At 70.8% G+C, this 16505-nt stretch carries 16 protein-coding genes; 11 read left to right on the plus strand and 5 right to left on the minus strand.

Features of this window, described 5'->3' with window-relative positions; all coding sequences use genetic code 11:
- The first annotated feature begins 56 nt into the window (after positions 1–56).
- On the plus strand, positions 57–617 hold the full coding sequence (locus tag ACK41C_RS11285) for a type 1 glutamine amidotransferase domain-containing protein (protein WP_409654085.1): 561 nt from the start codon (positions 57–59) through the stop codon (positions 615–617).
- On the opposite strand, the gene ACK41C_RS11290 is transcribed toward ACK41C_RS11285, so the two are convergent.
- The 5 genes from ACK41C_RS11290 to ACK41C_RS11310 all read right to left on the minus strand — a co-directional run bounded on the left by ACK41C_RS11290 (position 614) and on the right by ACK41C_RS11310 (position 6833).
- A complete protein-coding gene (locus ACK41C_RS11290) occupies positions 614–739 on the minus strand; it encodes a hypothetical protein (RefSeq protein ID WP_409654088.1) in 126 nt (41 codons plus the stop codon). The genes ACK41C_RS11285 and ACK41C_RS11290 overlap by 4 nt on opposite strands.
- Entirely contained in the window at positions 739–1452 is a 714-nt protein-coding gene (locus ACK41C_RS11295) for a hypothetical protein (RefSeq protein WP_409654091.1), read from the minus strand. The genes ACK41C_RS11290 and ACK41C_RS11295 overlap by 1 nt, the downstream gene beginning before the upstream one ends.
- A gap of 38 nt (positions 1453–1490) precedes the next feature.
- Positions 1491–2723 carry an MFS transporter gene (locus tag ACK41C_RS11300; protein WP_409654094.1) on the minus strand — a complete coding sequence of 411 codons (1233 nt, stop codon included), beginning with the start codon at positions 2721–2723 and terminating at the stop codon, positions 1491–1493.
- A gap of 164 nt (positions 2724–2887) precedes the next feature.
- Positions 2888–4684 (minus strand): ABC-F family ATP-binding cassette domain-containing protein, encoded by a 1797-nt coding sequence (locus ACK41C_RS11305; protein ID WP_409654097.1) that lies wholly within the window; start codon positions 4682–4684, stop codon positions 2888–2890.
- A gap of 49 nt (positions 4685–4733) precedes the next feature.
- The gene (locus ACK41C_RS11310; RefSeq protein ID WP_409654100.1) at positions 4734–6833 is read right to left on the minus strand and encodes a transglycosylase domain-containing protein; all 2100 of its coding nucleotides are present in this window, start codon (positions 6831–6833) and stop codon (positions 4734–4736) included.
- A gap of 48 nt (positions 6834–6881) precedes the next feature.
- Between ACK41C_RS11310 and ACK41C_RS11315 the strand changes: the two genes are divergently transcribed.
- The 10 genes from ACK41C_RS11315 (at position 6882) to ACK41C_RS11360 (ending at position 16375) form a co-directional block, all read left to right on the plus strand.
- Positions 6882–7346, plus strand: a complete 465-nt coding sequence (locus ACK41C_RS11315) for a YcgN family cysteine cluster protein (RefSeq protein ID WP_409654103.1) — start codon at positions 6882–6884, stop codon at positions 7344–7346.
- Positions 7347–7440: 94 nt separating this feature from the next.
- On the plus strand, positions 7441–8343 hold the full coding sequence (locus ACK41C_RS11320; RefSeq protein ID WP_409654106.1) for a DnaJ C-terminal domain-containing protein: 903 nt from the start codon (positions 7441–7443) through the stop codon (positions 8341–8343).
- Between the two features lie 84 nt (positions 8344–8427).
- Entirely contained in the window at positions 8428–8763 is a 336-nt protein-coding gene (locus tag ACK41C_RS11325) for a PepSY domain-containing protein (protein WP_409654109.1), read from the plus strand.
- A 13-nt stretch (positions 8764–8776) separates the two neighbouring features.
- The gene (locus tag ACK41C_RS11330) at positions 8777–9463 is read left to right on the plus strand and encodes a response regulator transcription factor (RefSeq protein ID WP_409654113.1); all 687 of its coding nucleotides are present in this window, start codon (positions 8777–8779) and stop codon (positions 9461–9463) included.
- Positions 9460–10848: a sensor histidine kinase gene (locus ACK41C_RS11335; protein ID WP_409654116.1), complete on the plus strand. Its 1389-nt coding sequence runs from the start codon at positions 9460–9462 to the stop codon at positions 10846–10848. Before ACK41C_RS11330 ends, ACK41C_RS11335 begins: the two co-directional genes overlap by 4 nt.
- Positions 10849–10930: 82 nt before the next feature.
- The gene (locus ACK41C_RS11340; RefSeq protein ID WP_409654118.1) at positions 10931–12316 is read left to right on the plus strand and encodes a hypothetical protein; all 1386 of its coding nucleotides are present in this window, start codon (positions 10931–10933) and stop codon (positions 12314–12316) included.
- 48 nt (positions 12317–12364) lie between these two features.
- The gene (ccmI, locus tag ACK41C_RS11345) at positions 12365–13456 is read left to right on the plus strand and encodes a c-type cytochrome biogenesis protein CcmI (protein ID WP_409654121.1); all 1092 of its coding nucleotides are present in this window, start codon (positions 12365–12367) and stop codon (positions 13454–13456) included.
- Positions 13453–13959, plus strand: a complete 507-nt coding sequence (gene ccmE, locus ACK41C_RS11350) for a cytochrome c maturation protein CcmE (protein ID WP_409654125.1) — start codon at positions 13453–13455, stop codon at positions 13957–13959. Before ccmI ends, ccmE begins: the two co-directional genes overlap by 4 nt.
- The gene (locus ACK41C_RS11355; RefSeq protein ID WP_409656648.1) at positions 13959–15932 is read left to right on the plus strand and encodes a heme lyase CcmF/NrfE family subunit; all 1974 of its coding nucleotides are present in this window, start codon (positions 13959–13961) and stop codon (positions 15930–15932) included. The genes ccmE and ACK41C_RS11355 overlap by 1 nt, the downstream gene beginning before the upstream one ends.
- On the plus strand, positions 15929–16375 hold the full coding sequence (locus tag ACK41C_RS11360; RefSeq protein ID WP_409654128.1) for a cytochrome c-type biogenesis protein: 447 nt from the start codon (positions 15929–15931) through the stop codon (positions 16373–16375). Before ACK41C_RS11355 ends, ACK41C_RS11360 begins: the two co-directional genes overlap by 4 nt.
- Positions 16376–16505 lie beyond the last annotated feature (130 nt).

Genomic DNA, 16505 nt, shown 5'->3' on the forward strand with positions numbered 1-16505 from the left:
AACCCGGCCGCCTGCGCGCCTGTTCTCCGGTCCGACACCCGGACAAGGAGGACGATATGGCGGAAGGCAGGCTTTCCGGCCGCAAGGTGGCCGTGCTGGCGACCGACGGCTTCGAGCAGGTGGAGCTGGAAAAGCCCATCGAGGCCCTGAAGGCCGAAGGCGCCCAGGTCGAGGTGGTGGCCCCCAAGGGCGGACGCATCCAGGGCTTCAACCATCACGACAAGGGCGACGCCGTGCCGGTGGACCGCGAACTGGCGAACGCCGACCCTGCCGGCTACGACGCCATCGTGCTGCCGGGCGGTGTGATCAATCCTGACGAGCTGCGCCTGGAGCCCAAGGCCATCGACTTCGTGCGGTCCTTCGCCCAGGCGGGCAAGCCCATCGCCGCGATCTGCCACGGGCCCTGGACCCTGATCGACGCCGGCGCCGTGCAGGGCCGGCGCATGACCTCCTGGCCCTCGCTCAAGACCGACCTGAAGAACGCCGGCGCCGACTGGGTGGACGAAGAGGTGGTGGTCGACCAGGGCCTCGTCACCTCCCGCAAGCCCGACGACCTGCCGGCCTTCTGCCGCAAGATGGTCGAGGCGTTCGCCGAGGGGCGGCATGAGGCCGGCTAATAGATCGGATCGAGATTCCAGCCCGTGAAGCCGAGCATGGTCATACCGAGGTCGCGGATCGGGCCGTCCTCGGGCGAGGACCGCTCGACATATCGATAGCGTCCATCATCGACGGCTTCCATCAGCCACTCAGCGCCATCATAAACTCGACGGCAGCTGACCCCCGCACTTTCAAGCGTTTAGCCCCTATGAAGGCTCGGACGAACTTCTGACGCTCCTCCGGCGTGAGCAGCCTTTTGACTTGGCGGTCTATCTCGCCCGTGTTGGAGAGCCGTGTGGCTGCCACATGTAAGCGACCGTCGAACCCCTCTTCGATCCTCACGACGACCGATGTGTCGAACGAATTCGACCAAGTGAAGCGATAGATGTTCGCGTGCGGTCCGACGCGGTTCAGGCCGGCCACAAGCGAAGGCTCGCCGGCCGCCTTCAGCATCCTTGTGTATGAGTTAGCCGAAGGCTCGCTTAGGATGGGAATGGGCTTAGCGAAGTCAGCGCACTGGTAGGTGATGCGCGCTAGGGCAGGAGGGAAGTAGGCGTTTGTCGCTCCGCTGTTCGTCACGGCGCCCGCCTCGACGTAACCCTGAGCGGGCGGGAGCGGGATTCCCTCGCGCGGAAAGGCGATCGAGAGGCCCCAGAACAATAGAGCCAGGCAGAGTAGCATGGGGATCGCGAGAGCGCTCATGGCCACAAAGTAGCCGATGGGATGAATGTCCTGCCGGATGCCGAGCAGCGGTCCGACCAGGGGCGCGACGCCGGTGCGTGCGCCGTGGATCCACAGGGACACAAAGGTGGCCGAGATCCAGATCAGAAAGCCAACGGCGAGAAGATTGAACATAGCTAAGCTATTCATCCCTCGTGACCCCACGCAACAGATCAGGCCGCCGCGCTCCGCGCCCGCCGCAGCGGGGAAGCGAGCACGATCAGCGGGGTGAGGGCGAAGCCGGCCCAGGCGATCCAGAGCGCGCCCCGCGCGCCGATCAGCTCGCCCAGCAGGCCCCCGGCCAGGGCGCCTAGCACCGCCATGCCGCCGCCGGCGGCGTGGAAGGCGCCGCCGACCCGGCCCAGGACCGCCTGGGGCATGGCCGTCTGGCGCAGGGTGGAGGCGACGATCAGCCCCATCACCCCGAACGCGTCGCCGAACACCTGGGAGGCGATCAGCCAGGCCAGGGCGCGCTCCGGATCGGCGGGCGCCAGCGGGGTGAGCACGAGCGCGCCGGCGACCCCGACGAGGCATAGGAGGATGGTGGGACCAGAGCCGAGCCGGCGATCAAGCCGCGGCGCCAGCATCGAGCCTGCGAGCGCGCCGGCGCCCCCGGCGGCGATCGCTATCCCGAGGGCCGCGGGGCCGAGGCCCAGCACCTTCAGGCAGAAGAGGACATAGAGCGCGGCGAAGATTCCGCCAAACAGGCCGTGGCTGGCGCTGACCAGCAGGATCGGGCGAACCAGCGGATGGGCCAGCGCAAGGCGGAAGCCCGCCGTCATGTCGGAAAGCCAGGGTTCGGGCGGGCTGGGCTCCGGCGGCGGCTCGGGCTTGCGGATCGTCGCCAGGAACGCTGCGGAGACCAGATAGGTCAGGGCGTTGCCGGCGATGGCGATGGGGGCCGTCAGCCATTGGAACAGCAGGCCGGCGAGGGCGGGCCCTCCGACTTCGGCGACGCTATCGGTGGCCGAGAGCTTGGCGTTGCCGTCGACGAGCGCTTCGCGCCCGATCAGGCCGGGCAGATAGGCGTGGCTGGCGATGTCGAACACCGCGCTGGCTGCAGCCACCAGCGCGGCGGCGACGAAGAGCTGAACGAGCGAGATCGCCCCCAGCCAGGCGGCGAGCGGCAGGGTGATCAGGACGGCGCCGCGCACGAGGTCGGCGCCGATCAGCAGCGGCCGCCGCGCGGTGTGGTCGATGGGGCCGCCGCCGGCCAGCCCGGCTACGAGGGCGGCCGCGCCGGAGACCGCCGCCAGGGCGCCGAGGGCGGCCGGCGAGGCGGAAAGCCCGACCACGGCGACGATCGGCAGGCCCTCGCGGGTGATGCGCGCGCCGAAGGCTGAAACGGCCTGGGCGGCCCAGAGGCGGGCGAAATCGCGCTCGGCGAGCGCGGAAGGGGAGGTCATCTGAGTGTCCGAAAGGGCGCGGAAAATGGTCCGCCGCGAAGGCGGGGCCGCGCGAGCGCGAGATATTCAACGCCGCCGCCGGGCGCTCGCGATCCGGCAGATGCCCCAGAGGGACGGCCTGGTCAAGGTTCTCCCGCTCTGCGACGCCGGGGCGGGGGAGGGGGTCAGCCGCCGGCTTCCAGCGCCTCCCGGCGGCTTTCGAGCTCCAGCCATTCCTCCTCGGCGGCGGAGAGCTTCGCCCGCGTCGTCTCCAGCGCCTTCGAGACGCGCTCGAACCCGGCCGGGTCGCGCGTGTAGAGGCCGGGATCGGCGAGCTGGCCTTCCAGCCGTGCGATCTCCTCGGGGAGGGTGGCGACCATCTCTTCCAGCTCCTGCAGGCGGCGCTGGTCCTTGTAGGAGAGCTTGGCGGATTTGGACGCTGGCCGCGGCGGTGCGGGCTTGGGCGCGGGCGTCGCGGCCGGCGCGGCCACGGAGCGGAAGAAGCCGGGGTTCTGGGCCAGGAAGTCCTGCCAGCCGCCGAGGGTCTCCACCGCCTTGCCGCGGCCGTCCAGGCCGATGGTGGAGGTCGCGAGGCGGTCGACGAAGTCGCGGTCGTGGCTGACCAGGATCAGCGTGCCCTCGTAATCGGCCAGCAGCTCCTCCAGCAGGTCGAGGGTGTCCATATCGAGGTCGTTGGTTGGCTCGTCCAGCACCAGCAGGTTGGTGGGGTTGGCCAAGGCGCGGGCCAGCAGCAGGCGGTTGCGTTCTCCGCCCGACAGGCTCTTCACCGGCTGGCGCAGCTGGTTCTCGCCGAACAGGAACTCCTTGGCGTACGCCGCCACGTGCCGCGGCTGGCCGCGCACCATCACCTGGTCGCCGCCGTGGGGCGTCAGCACGTCCTTCAGGGTCATGTCCGGCTTCAGGTCCGCCCGGGCCTGGTCCACATAGGTGACGGTGAGGTTGGCGCCGAGCGTCACCGTCCCCTCGTCGGGCGCGATCTCGCCCAGCAGCAGGCGCACCAGCGTGGTCTTGCCCGCGCCGTTGGGGCCGACGATGGCGATGCGGTCGCCGCGCAGGATGCGGGTGGTGAAGCCGCGCAGCAGCACCCGCTCGCCGAACGCCTTGGAGACGTTCTTCACGTCCGCCACCCGCTGGCCCGAAAGGCCCGAAGCCGCCAGCCCCATGGAAAGCTCGCCGCGGGCCTCGCGCAGGCGTTCGGACTTGGTCTGACGCAACTCCATCAGGGCGCGGCGGCGGCCCTCGTTGCGGGCGCGGCGGGCGGTGACGCCCCGGCGCAGCCAGTGCTCCTCGCGCTCCAGCTGCTTGTCGAGGCGACGGGCCTCCTCAGCCTCGGCCGCGAGGATCTTCTCCACCCAGGCGTCGAAGTGGGAAAAGCCCTTGTCGAGCCGACGCACCCGGCGGTGCTCCAGCCAGAAGCAGCGGCCGGTGACGCGGGCGAGGAAGGCGCGGTCGTGGCTGACGATCACCGCCGCGGCGCGGGACGCGGCCAGGGCTTCTTCCAAGGTTTCAATGGCCAGGATGTCGAGGTGGTTGGTGGGCTCGTCCAGCAGCAGCACGTCCGGCTGCTCGGCGAATGCCCGGGCCAGGGCGGCGCGCCGCATTTCGCCGCCGGAAAGGCCCTGGCTCGCCTTGGCCGGATCGAGGCCGAACACCGCGAGCGCGGCCTCGGCTTCATGCGCGGCGGCGCCCCCCGCGGTGACGTGGTCCAGCAAGGTGGGGCCGGCGATCTCCGGCTCCTGGGGGACATAGGCGATGCGGATGGCGGGCTGCAGCGTGCGCTCGCCCTCGTCGGCCTGCAGTTCGCCGGCCAGGATCTTGAGCAGCGTGGACTTGCCCGCGCCGTTGCGGCCCACCAGGCAGGCCCGCGCGCGCGGCTCCACGGCCAGGTCCACGCCGTCGAACAGCATGCGAGGGCCGTCGGCCAGACGGACGTCCTTGAGCGCGAGGATGGGGGGCTTCATGCGGCGAGCGACATAGAGGCGAACGGCGGCCGGTCCAAGGGGGAGGGCTTCAAGGTTCGCGATCTTCCCCTTGCGGCGGGGGCGGAATCGCGAGGTCCGGCTCGAAGTCAGGTTCGCGGGGCGGAGCCGGCGCGTCGCCCGCAATTCGGGCGAAATCGTCGGCCAGGCCTTCGTAGAACCAGTTGCGCGGATCCTCCTCCATCTCCGGCTCGGGTTCCGGCAGAAGCCAGTCGAACTCCCGCGGCGGCAGGAAGGCGTGGGCCGCGGTCATGTAGCGCGCCCAGGCGCGGGCGGCGAGCTCGCCGCCGGTGACCCGGTTCATGGGCCTGTCGTCGTCGTTGCCCACCCAGACGCCTGTCACGATGTCGGGGGTGAAGCCGATGAACCAGGCGTCGCGCCAGTTCTGGCTGGTGCCCGTCTTGCCGGCGGCGGGACGGCCGATATTCGCCCCGGTTCCTGTGCCCGAGGTGATCACCGACTGCATCATGCGCACCATCATGCTGGACCGGATGATGTCGTAGGCCGGGACCGGAGAGGCCGTGGCGTGGCGATAGACCGGCTCACCGCGGACGGTGCGGATTTCTTCCACGATGTAGGGCGTCAGGCGCAGCCCCTGCTGCTGGAAGACCTGATAGGCCGAAACCATCTCGATCAGCGGGACTTCGTAGGCGCCGAGCGCGATGGAAAGCTGGGCGTCGGCCGGAACGGTCGTGATCCCGAACCGTCGCGCGAGGCCCGCGATGGCCGTGGGACCGGCCTCCTGGGCCAGCTTGACGGAGATGGTGTTGATGGAGGCCGCCAGCGCCGCCTGCACGGTCACCGGGCCGCGGTGGCCGCCGCCGTAGTTGCGCGGTTTCCAGCCGCCGATGTCGAGGGGTTCGTCGACCCGCACGTCGGAGGGCAGCACGCCGGCTTCCAGCGCCGCCGCATAGACCAGGGGCTTGAAGCTCGATCCTGGCTGGCGCCGCGCCTGGACGGCGCGGTTGAAGACGCTTTCGCCGTAGTCGAGACCCCCGATCAGGGTGCGGATGGCGCCCTCTTCCGAGATCGAGACCATGGCCGCCTGGCTGGCGCCCGCGGTGCGGCCGTCGGCCTGCAGGACGCTGCGCAGGACCTCTCCGCCCTGTTCCTGCAGCTTGCCGTCGATCGTCAGCCAGACGTCGAGATCGGTCGACTCGGAGCCTACGAGCCGCAGCACCTCGGTGGTGGCGTAGTCGAGCGCGTAGCCGATGTCGCCGTCGTCGGCGAGCGCCGTGGCGGCCAGTTGCGGCGGATTGGCGATCGCCGCCGCCATTTCCGCCTCGGTGATCCAGCCCTCGCGCAGCATGCGCTGCAGCACCAGGCGCTGGCGGACCAGCGCCCCCTTCATGTTGCGGTGGAGCGCCAGCTGCGACGGCGCCTTGGGCAGGGCCGCCAGCAGGGCGGCTTCGGAGAGATTCAGCTGCGCGGCCGGCTTGTCGAAATAGGTGCGCGAGGCGCCGTCGATCCCGAAGGTGTTGGCCCCGAAATAGATGCGGTTGAGGTAGAGCTCGAGGATCTCGTCCTTCGACAGCCTCTGTTCGATCCGCCGGGCGAGCTCCGCCTCCTGGATCTTCCGCGTCATGGTCTGGTCGGGGGTCAGGAACAGGGTCTTGGCGAGCTGCTGGGTGATGGTCGAGCCGCCCTCGACCACCCGACCGGCCGCCCGGTTGGCCCGCCAGGCCCGCCAGATGGCGATGGGATCGACGCCCCGGTGCTGGAAGAACCGGCGGTCCTCGGCGGCCAGGAAGGCGTCGCGAACGTGGTCGGGCAGCTGGCGTACGAAGACCCGATCGCCGTGCTTGGGCCCGCGCGAGGCGAGCATCACGCCGTTGCGGTCATAGAACCGGATCGCCGGGGCGCGGTTCATCTCGTAGAGGGCCTCGCGAGCGGGGACCTCCGGCAGGTCGACGAAATAGGTGCGCTCCAGGTGCCGCCAGCCCGCGAGCGCCGCAAAGGCGCCGGCCGAGAGCAGTACGGTGAAGATCGCCAGCAGGATCCACAGCCAGCGCGGCCCCTTGCCGCGGCCCTTGCCATTCCCGCCGCCAGGGGGCAGGTCGGCGCGGAACGTCTCTTCGCCGTTCGGCGGCGCTTCGGAACCGGAGTAGGATGGCGTGTTCGGATCGGTCACTTAGGGCCGGCGTGTTTGCGAGTTCGAGTTCTGTGGGACGCCTCTAGCATGGGTTCGAGACCTTTCTGGGAGACGAAATCCCTCGAACATATGACCGCCGCCGAGTGGGAAAGTCTCTGCGACGGATGTGGGCTCTGCTGCCTGGTGCGGTTCGAGGATGAAGACACCGGCGAGATCATACCCACCCGGGTCCACTGCCGGCTGTTCGATCCGAAGTCCTGTCGTTGCGCCGACTATGTCAACCGCAAGGCCCACGTGCCCGACTGCATCAAGCTGACGCCGCACAATATCGAGGCGCTGGAATGGATGCCGAAGAGCTGCGCCTATCGCCGCCTCTACGAGGGCCGCGGCCTGGCCGCCTGGCACCCCTTGATTTCCGGCGATCCGGAGAGCGTGCATCGGGCGCGCGTCTCCGTCCGCGGCGAGACGGTCAGCGAAGCCGAGTTCGAGGATCCGGACGATGCGCTTGACTACGCCGCCTACGATCTGTTGGACGAGCGGGGGGTGGACTGAGCGCCTGTGGTATTTTTATCACATTCGCTCTTGCGCCTCCGGGTGAACGGCCTAATTCAGGGCCATGGGCTATCAAGGTTTCGAAGGGTCTTCCTTGGCGCGCGATCTCTATGACGAGCTGGGCGTGTCCCGCGGCGCGAGCGCCGACGAGATCCGCAAGGCGTTCCGCAAGCTCGCCAAGCAGAACCATCCCGACGCCAATCCGGGCGACAAGGCGGCCGAGGAGCGCTTCAAGCGGGTGTCGGCGGCCTTCGACATCCTGGGCGATGCGGACAAGCGCAAGAAGTACGACGCCGGCGAGATCGACGCCGACGGGCGCGAGACCATGCGCGGCTTTTCGGGCGGACCGTGGGGCGGCGGCGGGCGCGGTCAGGCGGAGGGCTTCGAGAACATCGATCTGTCGGATTTGTTCGGCGAAATCCTGGGCCGCCGCGGCGGCGGCCCGCAGGGGGGCGGATTCGGCGGCTTCTCCCCGCGCGGAGCCGACGTTCGCGCCAAGCTTGAGATCGATCTGCAGGACGTGATCCACGGCGCCAAGAAGCGCATCGCCTTCTCCGACGGCCGCACCATCGACGTGACCATCCCGCGCGGGGCCGAAGACGGCCAGACCCTGCGCCTGCGGGGGCAAGGCTCCCCCGGCCGCGGCGGCCCGGGCGACGCCTTCATCGAGCTCTCCGTTCGCCCGCACCCCATATTCCGCCGCGAGGGCGAGGCGCTGGTCATGGACCTGCCGGTCGCCATCCCCGACGCGGTGCTGGGCGGCAAGGTCGAGGCGCCGACGCCCGACGGGAACGTCTCCCTGACCATCCCCAAGGGCGCCAATTCCGGTCAGACCCTGCGGCTGAAGGGAAGGGGCCTGGCCGACGCGCGCGGCCGGCGCGGCGACCTCCTGGCGAAGATCGTCCTGCGCCTGCCCGACAATCCCGATCCGGAGCTTGAAGCCTTCGCCGAACGCTGGCGGGCCGAGCGGCCCTATACGCCGCGCAAGCGTACCTGACCCGCGGCGTGACAGAGCGCCGCAGCCCCGGCATAAACCTGCCATTCAGGCTCGGTTCAGTCGTGGAGGCCTATGGCTGATCGCATGAAGCGCATTATCGCCATAGCTGCCCTCGCCCTGGCGGTCCCGGCGGCGGCCCAGGCCCAGCCCTGGGGCGATCCGGGGCAGCCGTCCTACGGCGCCGGCCGCGGCGACCAGGATGCGGCGCGCGCGGCCGTACGCGGCGGGCGCCAGGTGCCGCTGTCGCAGGTGATCGCCACGATCTCCGCGCGCACGCCGGGCCGCCATCTCAACACCACCATGGGCGACTTCCAGGGCCGGCCGGCCTATTTCGTCCAGTGGCAGACCAACGACGGCCGCGTGATCATCTTCATCGTCGACGCCCAGAGCGGGGGCATCCTCTCCCGCCAGGGCGGCTAACCGGGGAGCCCGAATGCGAATCCTGCTGGTCGAGGACGATCCGGACCTATCGCGGCAGCTGAAATCCGCGCTGGCCGACGCCGGCTATGCGGTGGACCACGCCCCGGACGGCGAGGAGGCCCAGTTCCTCGGCGAGACTGAACCCTACGACGCGGTGATCCTCGACCTTGGCCTGCCCAAGGTCGACGGGGTCTCGGTGCTGGAACGCTGGCGGCGCGAGAACGTCGCCACGCCGGTGCTCATCCTGACGGCCCGAGGCGCCTGGAGCGAGAAGGTGGCGGGCTTCGACGCCGGGGCCGACGACTACCTGACCAAGCCGTTCCACACCGAGGAGCTGCTGGCCCGTCTGCGCGCCCTGCTGCGCCGTTCGGCCGGCCATGCGGCGCCCAGCCTCTCCTGCGGCGGCCTGCGGCTGGATCCGCGGGCGGCGCGGGCCAGCGTGAACGGCGAGCCCCTGCGGCTCACCTCGCTGGAATACCGGCTGCTGCACTACCTGATGATGCACCAGGGCGGCGTGATCAGCCGCACCGAGCTGGTCGAGCACCTGTACGACCAGGATTTCGACCGGGATTCCAACACCATCGAGGTGTTCATCGGCCGGGTGCGCAAGAAGATCGGACCCGAGCGGATCGAGACCGTGCGCGGCCTGGGCTACCGCTTGACGGCGCCGGCCGAGGAGATGGGCGCGGCCGGCTCGTGAAGCTGGAGCTGCTGCGCGGGCCGTCGCTCGTCCGGCGGCTGGTGATCCTGGCCTCCGGCTGGGTGCTGGCGGTGCTCGTGATCTCGGCCGTGGTCCTGGCCATGCTGTTCCAGCAGGCGGCGATCCGGCGGTTCGACCAGGGCCTGCTGGAGCTGATCGACAACCTGACGGCCGGCGCCACCATCGACGGCGAGGGCCAGGTGGTGGCGCCGGCCCTCACCGATCTGCGCGCCCTACGCGCCTTCTCCGGAAAATACTGGCAGATCGCCGAGCCGACCGAGGCCGGCGCGGTGCGGGTGCTGGTGCGCTCGCGCTCGCTGTGGGATTCCGAACTGGCCGCCCCGCCGGACCTGGTCGCCCGGCTCACCGCCGCGCCGGGCAAGCCCGTGACCTACGACACCCGCGATCCGCTCAACACCCCGCTGCGGGCCATGGCCACCCAGGCCCAGCTGCCCAACCGCACCGCGCCGGTGATCTTCATGGCGGCGGAGGACCGGGGGCCGGTGGACCGCGACGTGCGCGGCTTCGTGGCCGCGACCGCCGTCACCTTCCTGCTGCTGGGCGTCGGCATGCTGGCTGCGGTGGTGATCCAGGTGCGGGTCGGCCTCAACCCGCTCTTCGCCCTGCGTCGCGAAGTGGCCGCCGTGCGCCGCGGCAAGGCCGAGCGGGTGGAACGGGACTATCCTACCGAGCTTGCGCCCCTGGCCGAGGAGTTGAACGCCCTCATGGCGCACAACCAGGAGGTCGTGGAGCGCCAGCGGACCCATGTCGGCAACCTGGCCCACGCCCTCAAGACGCCGCTCTCGGTGATGCTGACCGAGGCCCGCCAGACCGGCGGCGGCCTGGCCGACGTCGTCGAACTGCAGGCCGAGGCCATGCGCCGCCAGGTGGACCACCACCTGCGCCGGGCCCGCGCGGCGGCCCGCACGCAAGGGTCGGGGGAGCGCACCTCGGTCGCCGACGTGCTGGACGAGCTCGCCCGCACGCTGGAGCGGATCTTCCAGAACAAGAGCGTGGAGATCGACTGGGACGCCCCCGATGATCTCTATTTCCTCGGCGAGCGGCAGGACCTGCTGGAACTGGCCGGCAATCCTATGGAGAACGCCTGCAAGTGGTGCCGCGGCCGGGTGCGGGTGCGCGCGTCGGGCGCAGGAGCTGAGCGGCTCACGCTTTCCATCGAGGACGACGGACCGGGTCTGGATCCTCAGCAGCGCGAGGAGGTGATCCGTCGCGGGACCCGGTTGGACGAGAACGCGCCGGGCTCGGGGCTGGGGCTCTCCATCGTCGACGAACTGGCCCGAGCCTATGGCGGCGCGCTGACGCTGGCCGAATCCCGCCTGGGCGGACTTTCCGTCCAGCTCGACCTGCCGCGCGCGGAGGCGTGAGGCAAAACAAAGCCTTAACCCGCGTCAAGCATCCTTCCGCCCGCGTGGGCCCATTGGTCCGCGCCTGGAGTTTCCGTTTCCCATGGCCGGCCTGCCCGCAGCCAAGATCGAGATCGTCCGCGGCCTGGTGGAGCAGTCGCCCGACCGGATCGTGAGCAATCTGCAAAGCGCGCTCGCCGCCGTGGAGGACGATACGGCGCTGGCCGGCGTGCGCCGGGTCGTCGAGGCCGAGGTCGCCGACCGCCGGCTGCGCAACATGGCGCTGGAGCCCGTGGCCCCGCTGTTTGCGGCCGGCGCAGCGGGCGGCGGAACGATCACCTTTCCCCCGCAGGCCCTGGCGCTTCTGTGGCGGGGCCTGAAGGCCGAGGCGCCGGACGAGGTGCTGGAGGCCGCCGCGGCCCTGGTGGATTATCGCCCCGACGAAAGTTCCACCGAGCCGTTCGACGCCCTGGTCGCGCGTCTGATCGATGGCCTGGAGGCTGGCGTTCAGCGCGACTACCTCAAGGCCATCGACTTGATGGAGACCGATCGGCCGGGTTCGGTGCGTGAGCTCCTGGCCTGCCTGGAGATCGCCCCTGTGGTCCGCCGTGCGACCCTGCGCCTGCCCGAATGGATCGCGCGGACGACGGGCGAGGGGGCCGCCGCGGCCAAGGTCGCCTACAAGGACGCGCTCGCCTCGGGCGAGGACGCCGGCCCCCGCTTCTTCGAAATGCTGGCCGCCCAGTTGGCCGAACGCTGGATGATCCTGCGCGTGGTCTCGGCGGTGATGTCGCGTCCGGCCGAAAGCTACCTGGCCGCCTCAGAGCTCGCCGTCTTCGCCTTGCGCCTGATGGACGCCATCGATGCGAACCTGAAGGAGGTGGCCAATTTCGACGCTCTCGGCGGAACTGCGGCCGGTGAACGGGCCGCAGCCCTGGTCGAAACCCTGACGCTGCAGGTCGCCGAGGTCGAGAACAATATCGAGCTTGCCCACGAGACCGGCTGGGGCGCGCGGCTCCTGAAGCAGAAGCAGACCCTGGCCGCCGTGGTCGAGGCGAGGCTGCGGGAACTGGAGAAGGCGCTGGGCCAGGCTCTGCCGAACCACCGGGTGCGCGTGGCGCGCGCCATGAAGATGGAGCCGCGCCTGACGCTTGCGCCCGACGCCAAGGCGGTGGAGCGCTGCCGCGCCTTGCTGGCCTTTTCCGAGGGCGTACGGACCAGCGCGGCTTATGGCGGCTTCACCTCCACCCGAGCCAAGGTGATGGAGAACGTCGCCGAGGCCTTCGACGACTATGTGGACGAGGTGCTGTCGCTGGTGCGCGACAACGAGGCGCCGGATCGCGAGATCGCCGCCCGATTCCTTCAGCTGGCCGCGGAGTTCGCGACCTTGATCCACGAACCGCGGGCCGGCGACCTCGTGCGGCGCCGGGCGGCGGCGGCCTTCGGCGCGACACGGCGTCCCACCTCGCCGGAAATCGAAGAGACCTAGGGGTTTCCCCGAGTAGCCGCGGAGGGCGGTTTCGGCTAAAGGCGCGCCATGTTCCTCTTCTGGGGGGTCGCGGGGGTGCTCTCCGCAGCGGCCGCCGCCCTCATCCTCCTGCGCGCCGCCCGGGCGGCGTCCGACGCCGGGACTCCGGACCCGGCCCAGGCCCTCTATCGCCGCCAGCTGGCCGAGATCGACGATCTGGCCGGGCGCGGCCTGCTGGCCGAGGCCGAGCGCAAATCGGCCCACGCCGAGGCCGCCCGCCGCCTCCTGGCCGCGACCGACACCCGCCACAGCGCCTGGAGCGCTTCGTCCGCCGTGCGGCGGCCGGTGCTGATCGCCGCGGTGGCGGCGCCCCTGATGGCCGTCGGCCTCTATTTCGTCACCGGCGCGCCCGGTTTTCCAGATCAGCCCATCGCCGCGCGGGTGGCTGCCTGGCGCGCCGCCGATCCGGCCGCCCTGACGCCGCAGCAGATGGCCGCCGTGCTGCGCGCAGTGCTGACCGAGCGGCCGGACGACGCCGAGGGCTATCGCTTTCTCGCCATCGCCGAAGGGGCCTCCGACAATCCCACCGCAGCGGCGCGCGCCCTTCGCCGGGCGATCTCCATAGCTCCGGAGCGAGCGGATCTCTGGGAGATGTTGGGTGAAACCCTCGTGGCCGAAGCCGGCGGCGAGATGAGCCCGCCTGCCGAGCGCGCCTTCGCCCAGGCCCTCGCCCGCGACCCCAAGTCCATCGCCGCCCGCTTCCATCTGGCCCGCGCCCAGGTCGAAGGCGGCGATCGCGCGGCCGGCCTTTCCGCCTGGCGGGCCCTGGCGGCCGAGCTGCCCGCCGACGATCCGCGCCGCGCCGGCGTTCAGGCGGCCATCGCCCAGGCGAGCAACGCCGCCGCCTCGCCGGCCCTGCCCGACGCCACGGCGATCCGGGGCATGGTCGAGGGTCTCGCCGCGCGACTGGAGGCCGAGCCCGACGACGCCGAAGGCTGGGTGCGGCTGGTCCGTTCCTACGCCGTGCTGGGTGAAACCGTCCGCCGCGACGCTGCGCTTCAGGACGCCCGGCGGCGGTTCGCCGGCCGCCCCGACGTGCTTTCGGCCCTGAACTCCGCCGCCGCCGCCCCGCCCATGACCCAGACGGAGCCTGCGCCATGAGCTGGTTGCCCAAGTCCCGCAAGGCGCGCCGGCGTCTGATCGTGATCGCCGCCGTGGCGCCGGTCCTGGCCCTGGCCGTCGGGCTGACGCTCTGGGGCCTGCGGGACTCGATCTCGTACTTCTACACGCCCAGCCAGGCGCAGGCGGCTGCGCCGACGCCCGGGCGCTCCATCCAGCTCGGCGGTCTGGTGCAGCCGGGCAGCGTGGCCAAGCATCCGGACGGGCGGGTGGAATTCACCGTCGCCGACCAGCTGGCCGCCAGCCGGGTGGTGTTCTCCGGCGACCTGCCGGACCTGTTCCGCGAGGGGCAGGGGATCGTCGCCACCGGATCGTTCCGGGAGGACGGCGTCTTCCAAGCCCGCCAGGTGCTGGCCAAGCATGACGAGACCTATATGCCGCGCGAAGTGGCCGACGCCTTGAAGGCCCAAGGCGAGTGGCGGGGCGTGGGCGCGCCGCCGCCCGCCTATGACGGCCCGGCGGCCGGGAGCGCGCCTGCGCCATGATGACGGCGGAAATCGGCGCCTTCGCGCTGGCCTTGGCCCTGGCGCTGTCGGCAATGCAGTTCGTCCTATCGACGACGGCGCGGATCCGGCGTTCGGCTGTGCTGGCCGGTGCGGGCGAGGGGGCGGCGCTCGCCGCCTTCGCAGCCCTCGTCGTGGCCTTCGGCGCGCTGATGCACGCCTTCGTCAGTTCCGATTTCTCGGTGGCGAACGTCGCGGCCAACTCCCACACCGAAAAGCCGCTGCTCTATCGGATCGCTGGGACGTGGGGGAGCCATGAGGGCTCCATGCTGCTCTGGTGCCTGACGCTGACCGGCTGCGGCGCGGCGGTTGGGGCGCTTGGAGCCAGCCTGCCGCGCGGCTTGCGGGCGCTGACGTTGGCGACGCAAGGGGCGTTGGGCGTCGTGTTCCTGGCCTACACCGTCTTCGCCTCCAATCCGTTCGCCCGGTTGGCCCAGCCGCCGGTGGAGGGGCGCTCGCTCAATCCGCTGTTGCAGGACCCGGCGCTCGCCGTGCATCCGCCGTTCCTCTATCTCGGCTATGTCGGACTTTCGGTGGTGTTCTCCTTCGCCGTGGCGGCCCTGATCGAAGGCCGGGTCGATGCGGCCTGGGCCCGTTGGGTGCGGCCCTGGACTCTGGCGGCCTGGAGCGCGCTGACCGTCGGCATCGCGCTCGGTTCCTTCTGGGCCTATTACGAGCTCGGCTGGGGCGGCTGGTGGTTCTGGGATCCTGTGGAGAACGCCTCCTTCATGCCCTGGCTGGTGGCCACGGCCCTGCTGCATTCGGCGATCGTCACCGAGAAGCGCGGCGCGCTCGCCGGCTGGACGGTGTTCCTGGCGCTGGCGGCCTTCACCTTCTCCATGCTGGGCGCCTTCCTCGTGCGTTCGGGCGTGCTGACCTCGGTGCACGCCTTCGCCGTCGACCCCACCCGCGGCGTGCTGCTGCTGATCATTCTCGGCGTCACGGCAGGGGCGGGTTTTGTGCTCTTCGCCTGGCGCGCGCCGACGCTCGGCCAGGGGGGGCTCTTTGCGCCGGTCAGCCGCGAGAGCGCGCTGGTGCTCAACAACATCCTGCTGGCCGCGGCCACCGCAACCGTGCTGCTGGGCACGCTCTATCCGCTGATGCGGGAGGCCGCGACGGGGGAGGCGATCTCCGTCGGGCCGCCCTTCTTCAACTTGACCTTCACGCCGCTGATGGCGGCGCTGGCCGTGCTGCTGCCGGCCGGGCCCCTGCTCGCCTGGAAGCGGGGCGACGCGCTGGGCGCCTTGCAGCGGCTTTGGGCGGCGGCGGTGCTGGCCTTGGCCTGCGGCCTTGCGGCCTTCGCCCTGGTCAGCCCGCGCAAGGCCCTGGCGGCGGCGGGCGTGGCCATGGGGTTCTGGCTGATCTTCGGCGCCCTGGCCGAGCTCGCCGAGCGCACCCGCCTGTTCCGCGCGTCGGCGGCCGAAGCCTGGCGGCGGCTGACGGGCCTGCCCCGCGGCGCCTGGGGCATGACCCTGGCCCACCTCGGGCTCGGCGTCTTCGTGCTGGGCGCCTGTTTCGAGACCGCCTGGAAGGTCGAGGCGGCCGAGACCCTGCCCCTGGGCGGACGCCTCCAAGTCGGCGCCTATACGCTGGTGCTGGACGATGTGGGGGGCGTCGAAGGGCCCAATTACGAGGCTGAACGCGGCGCCCTGCGCGCCTTGCGCGGCGAACGTCTGGTCTGCGCCCCGCAGCCGGAGCGCCGCTTCTATCCCACCGGCGGCCAGACCACTTCGGAAGTCGCCATCTGCACCCGAGGGCTGGATCACCTGTATGTGGTGCTGGGCGAGCGGCGCGCCGGACCGGAAGGCCCGGTCTGGCTGGTGCGGGGCTATTTCAATCCCTGGGCCGTGCTGATCTTTGTCGGGCCGGCGATCATGGCGCTGGGCGGCGTCGTCTCCCTCACCGACCGGCGCCTGCGCCTTGGCGTCGGGCGGCGCACGGAGGCCAGGGCATGAGGCGGCTGGCCGCCATCGCCGCGGCGATCCTCTGCATCGCCGCGGCGTCCGATCCGGCCGAGCGGCTGGACGATCCGGCGCAGGAGGCCCGTGCGCGTGCGCTGTTCCAGGAGGTGCGCTGCGTCGTCTGCCAGAACGAGTCCATCGACGATTCCAACGCCGAACTGGCCGCAGACCTGCGCCGCCTGGTGCGGGAGGAAGTGAAGGCCGGCAAGACCGACGACCAGATCCGCACGCATCTCACCGCCCGCTACGGCGAGTTCGTGCTGCTCAAGCCGGCGTTCTCCTGGAGCAACGCCGGGCTCTGGATCGGACCCTTCCTGGTGGTGGCGCTCGGCCTCTGGCTGCTTTTCCGGCGCTTTCGCAACCGAACCGCCGAGGAGACGCTTTCGCCCGAGGAGACGGCCCGCCTGGAGCGGATCGCACGCGACGAAGAGGCATGAACAAGATTGCGCCCAAGATCGGACGCTATGAAGCTCCGAGCGTGACCTATCCGTAACTTGCGCGACCATTGCGCTTCGGTGCATCGCACCTAGGTTGGCGCAGACGGGCCGATCCGAAGTATGCTCGGGC

The sequence above is a fragment of the Phenylobacterium sp. genome (assembly GCF_046290725.1).
Lineage (GTDB): Bacteria > Pseudomonadota > Alphaproteobacteria > Caulobacterales > Caulobacteraceae > Phenylobacterium.

Bases quoted from the DNA above. Each gene is read 5' to 3' on its own strand.
- ACK41C_RS11290 (WP_409654088.1), bottom strand. From the start codon at position 739: ATGGAAGCCGTCGATGATGGACGCTATCGATATGTCGAGCGGTCCTCG.
- ACK41C_RS11305 (WP_409654097.1), bottom strand. From the start codon at position 4,684: ATGAAGCCCCCCATCCTCGCGCTCAAGGACGTCCGTCTGGCCGACGGC.
- ACK41C_RS11340 (WP_409654118.1), top strand. From the start codon at position 10,931: ATGGCCGGCCTGCCCGCAGCCAAGATCGAGATCGTCCGCGGCCTGGTG.
- ACK41C_RS11285 (WP_409654085.1), top strand. From the start codon at position 57: ATGGCGGAAGGCAGGCTTTCCGGCCGCAAGGTGGCCGTGCTGGCGACC.
- ACK41C_RS11330 (WP_409654113.1), top strand. From the start codon at position 8,777: ATGCGAATCCTGCTGGTCGAGGACGATCCGGACCTATCGCGGCAGCTG.
- ACK41C_RS11300 (WP_409654094.1), bottom strand. From the start codon at position 2,723: ATGACCTCCCCTTCCGCGCTCGCCGAGCGCGATTTCGCCCGCCTCTGG.
- ACK41C_RS11315 (WP_409654103.1), top strand. From the start codon at position 6,882: ATGGGTTCGAGACCTTTCTGGGAGACGAAATCCCTCGAACATATGACC.
- ACK41C_RS11325 (WP_409654109.1), top strand. From the start codon at position 8,428: ATGAAGCGCATTATCGCCATAGCTGCCCTCGCCCTGGCGGTCCCGGCG.
- ccmI (WP_409654121.1), top strand. From the start codon at position 12,365: ATGTTCCTCTTCTGGGGGGTCGCGGGGGTGCTCTCCGCAGCGGCCGCC.
- ACK41C_RS11295 (WP_409654091.1), bottom strand. From the start codon at position 1,452: ATGTTCAATCTTCTCGCCGTTGGCTTTCTGATCTGGATCTCGGCCACC.
- ACK41C_RS11360 (WP_409654128.1), top strand. From the start codon at position 15,929: ATGAGGCGGCTGGCCGCCATCGCCGCGGCGATCCTCTGCATCGCCGCG.
- ACK41C_RS11355 (WP_409656648.1), top strand. From the start codon at position 13,959: ATGACGGCGGAAATCGGCGCCTTCGCGCTGGCCTTGGCCCTGGCGCTG.
- ccmE (WP_409654125.1), top strand. From the start codon at position 13,453: ATGAGCTGGTTGCCCAAGTCCCGCAAGGCGCGCCGGCGTCTGATCGTG.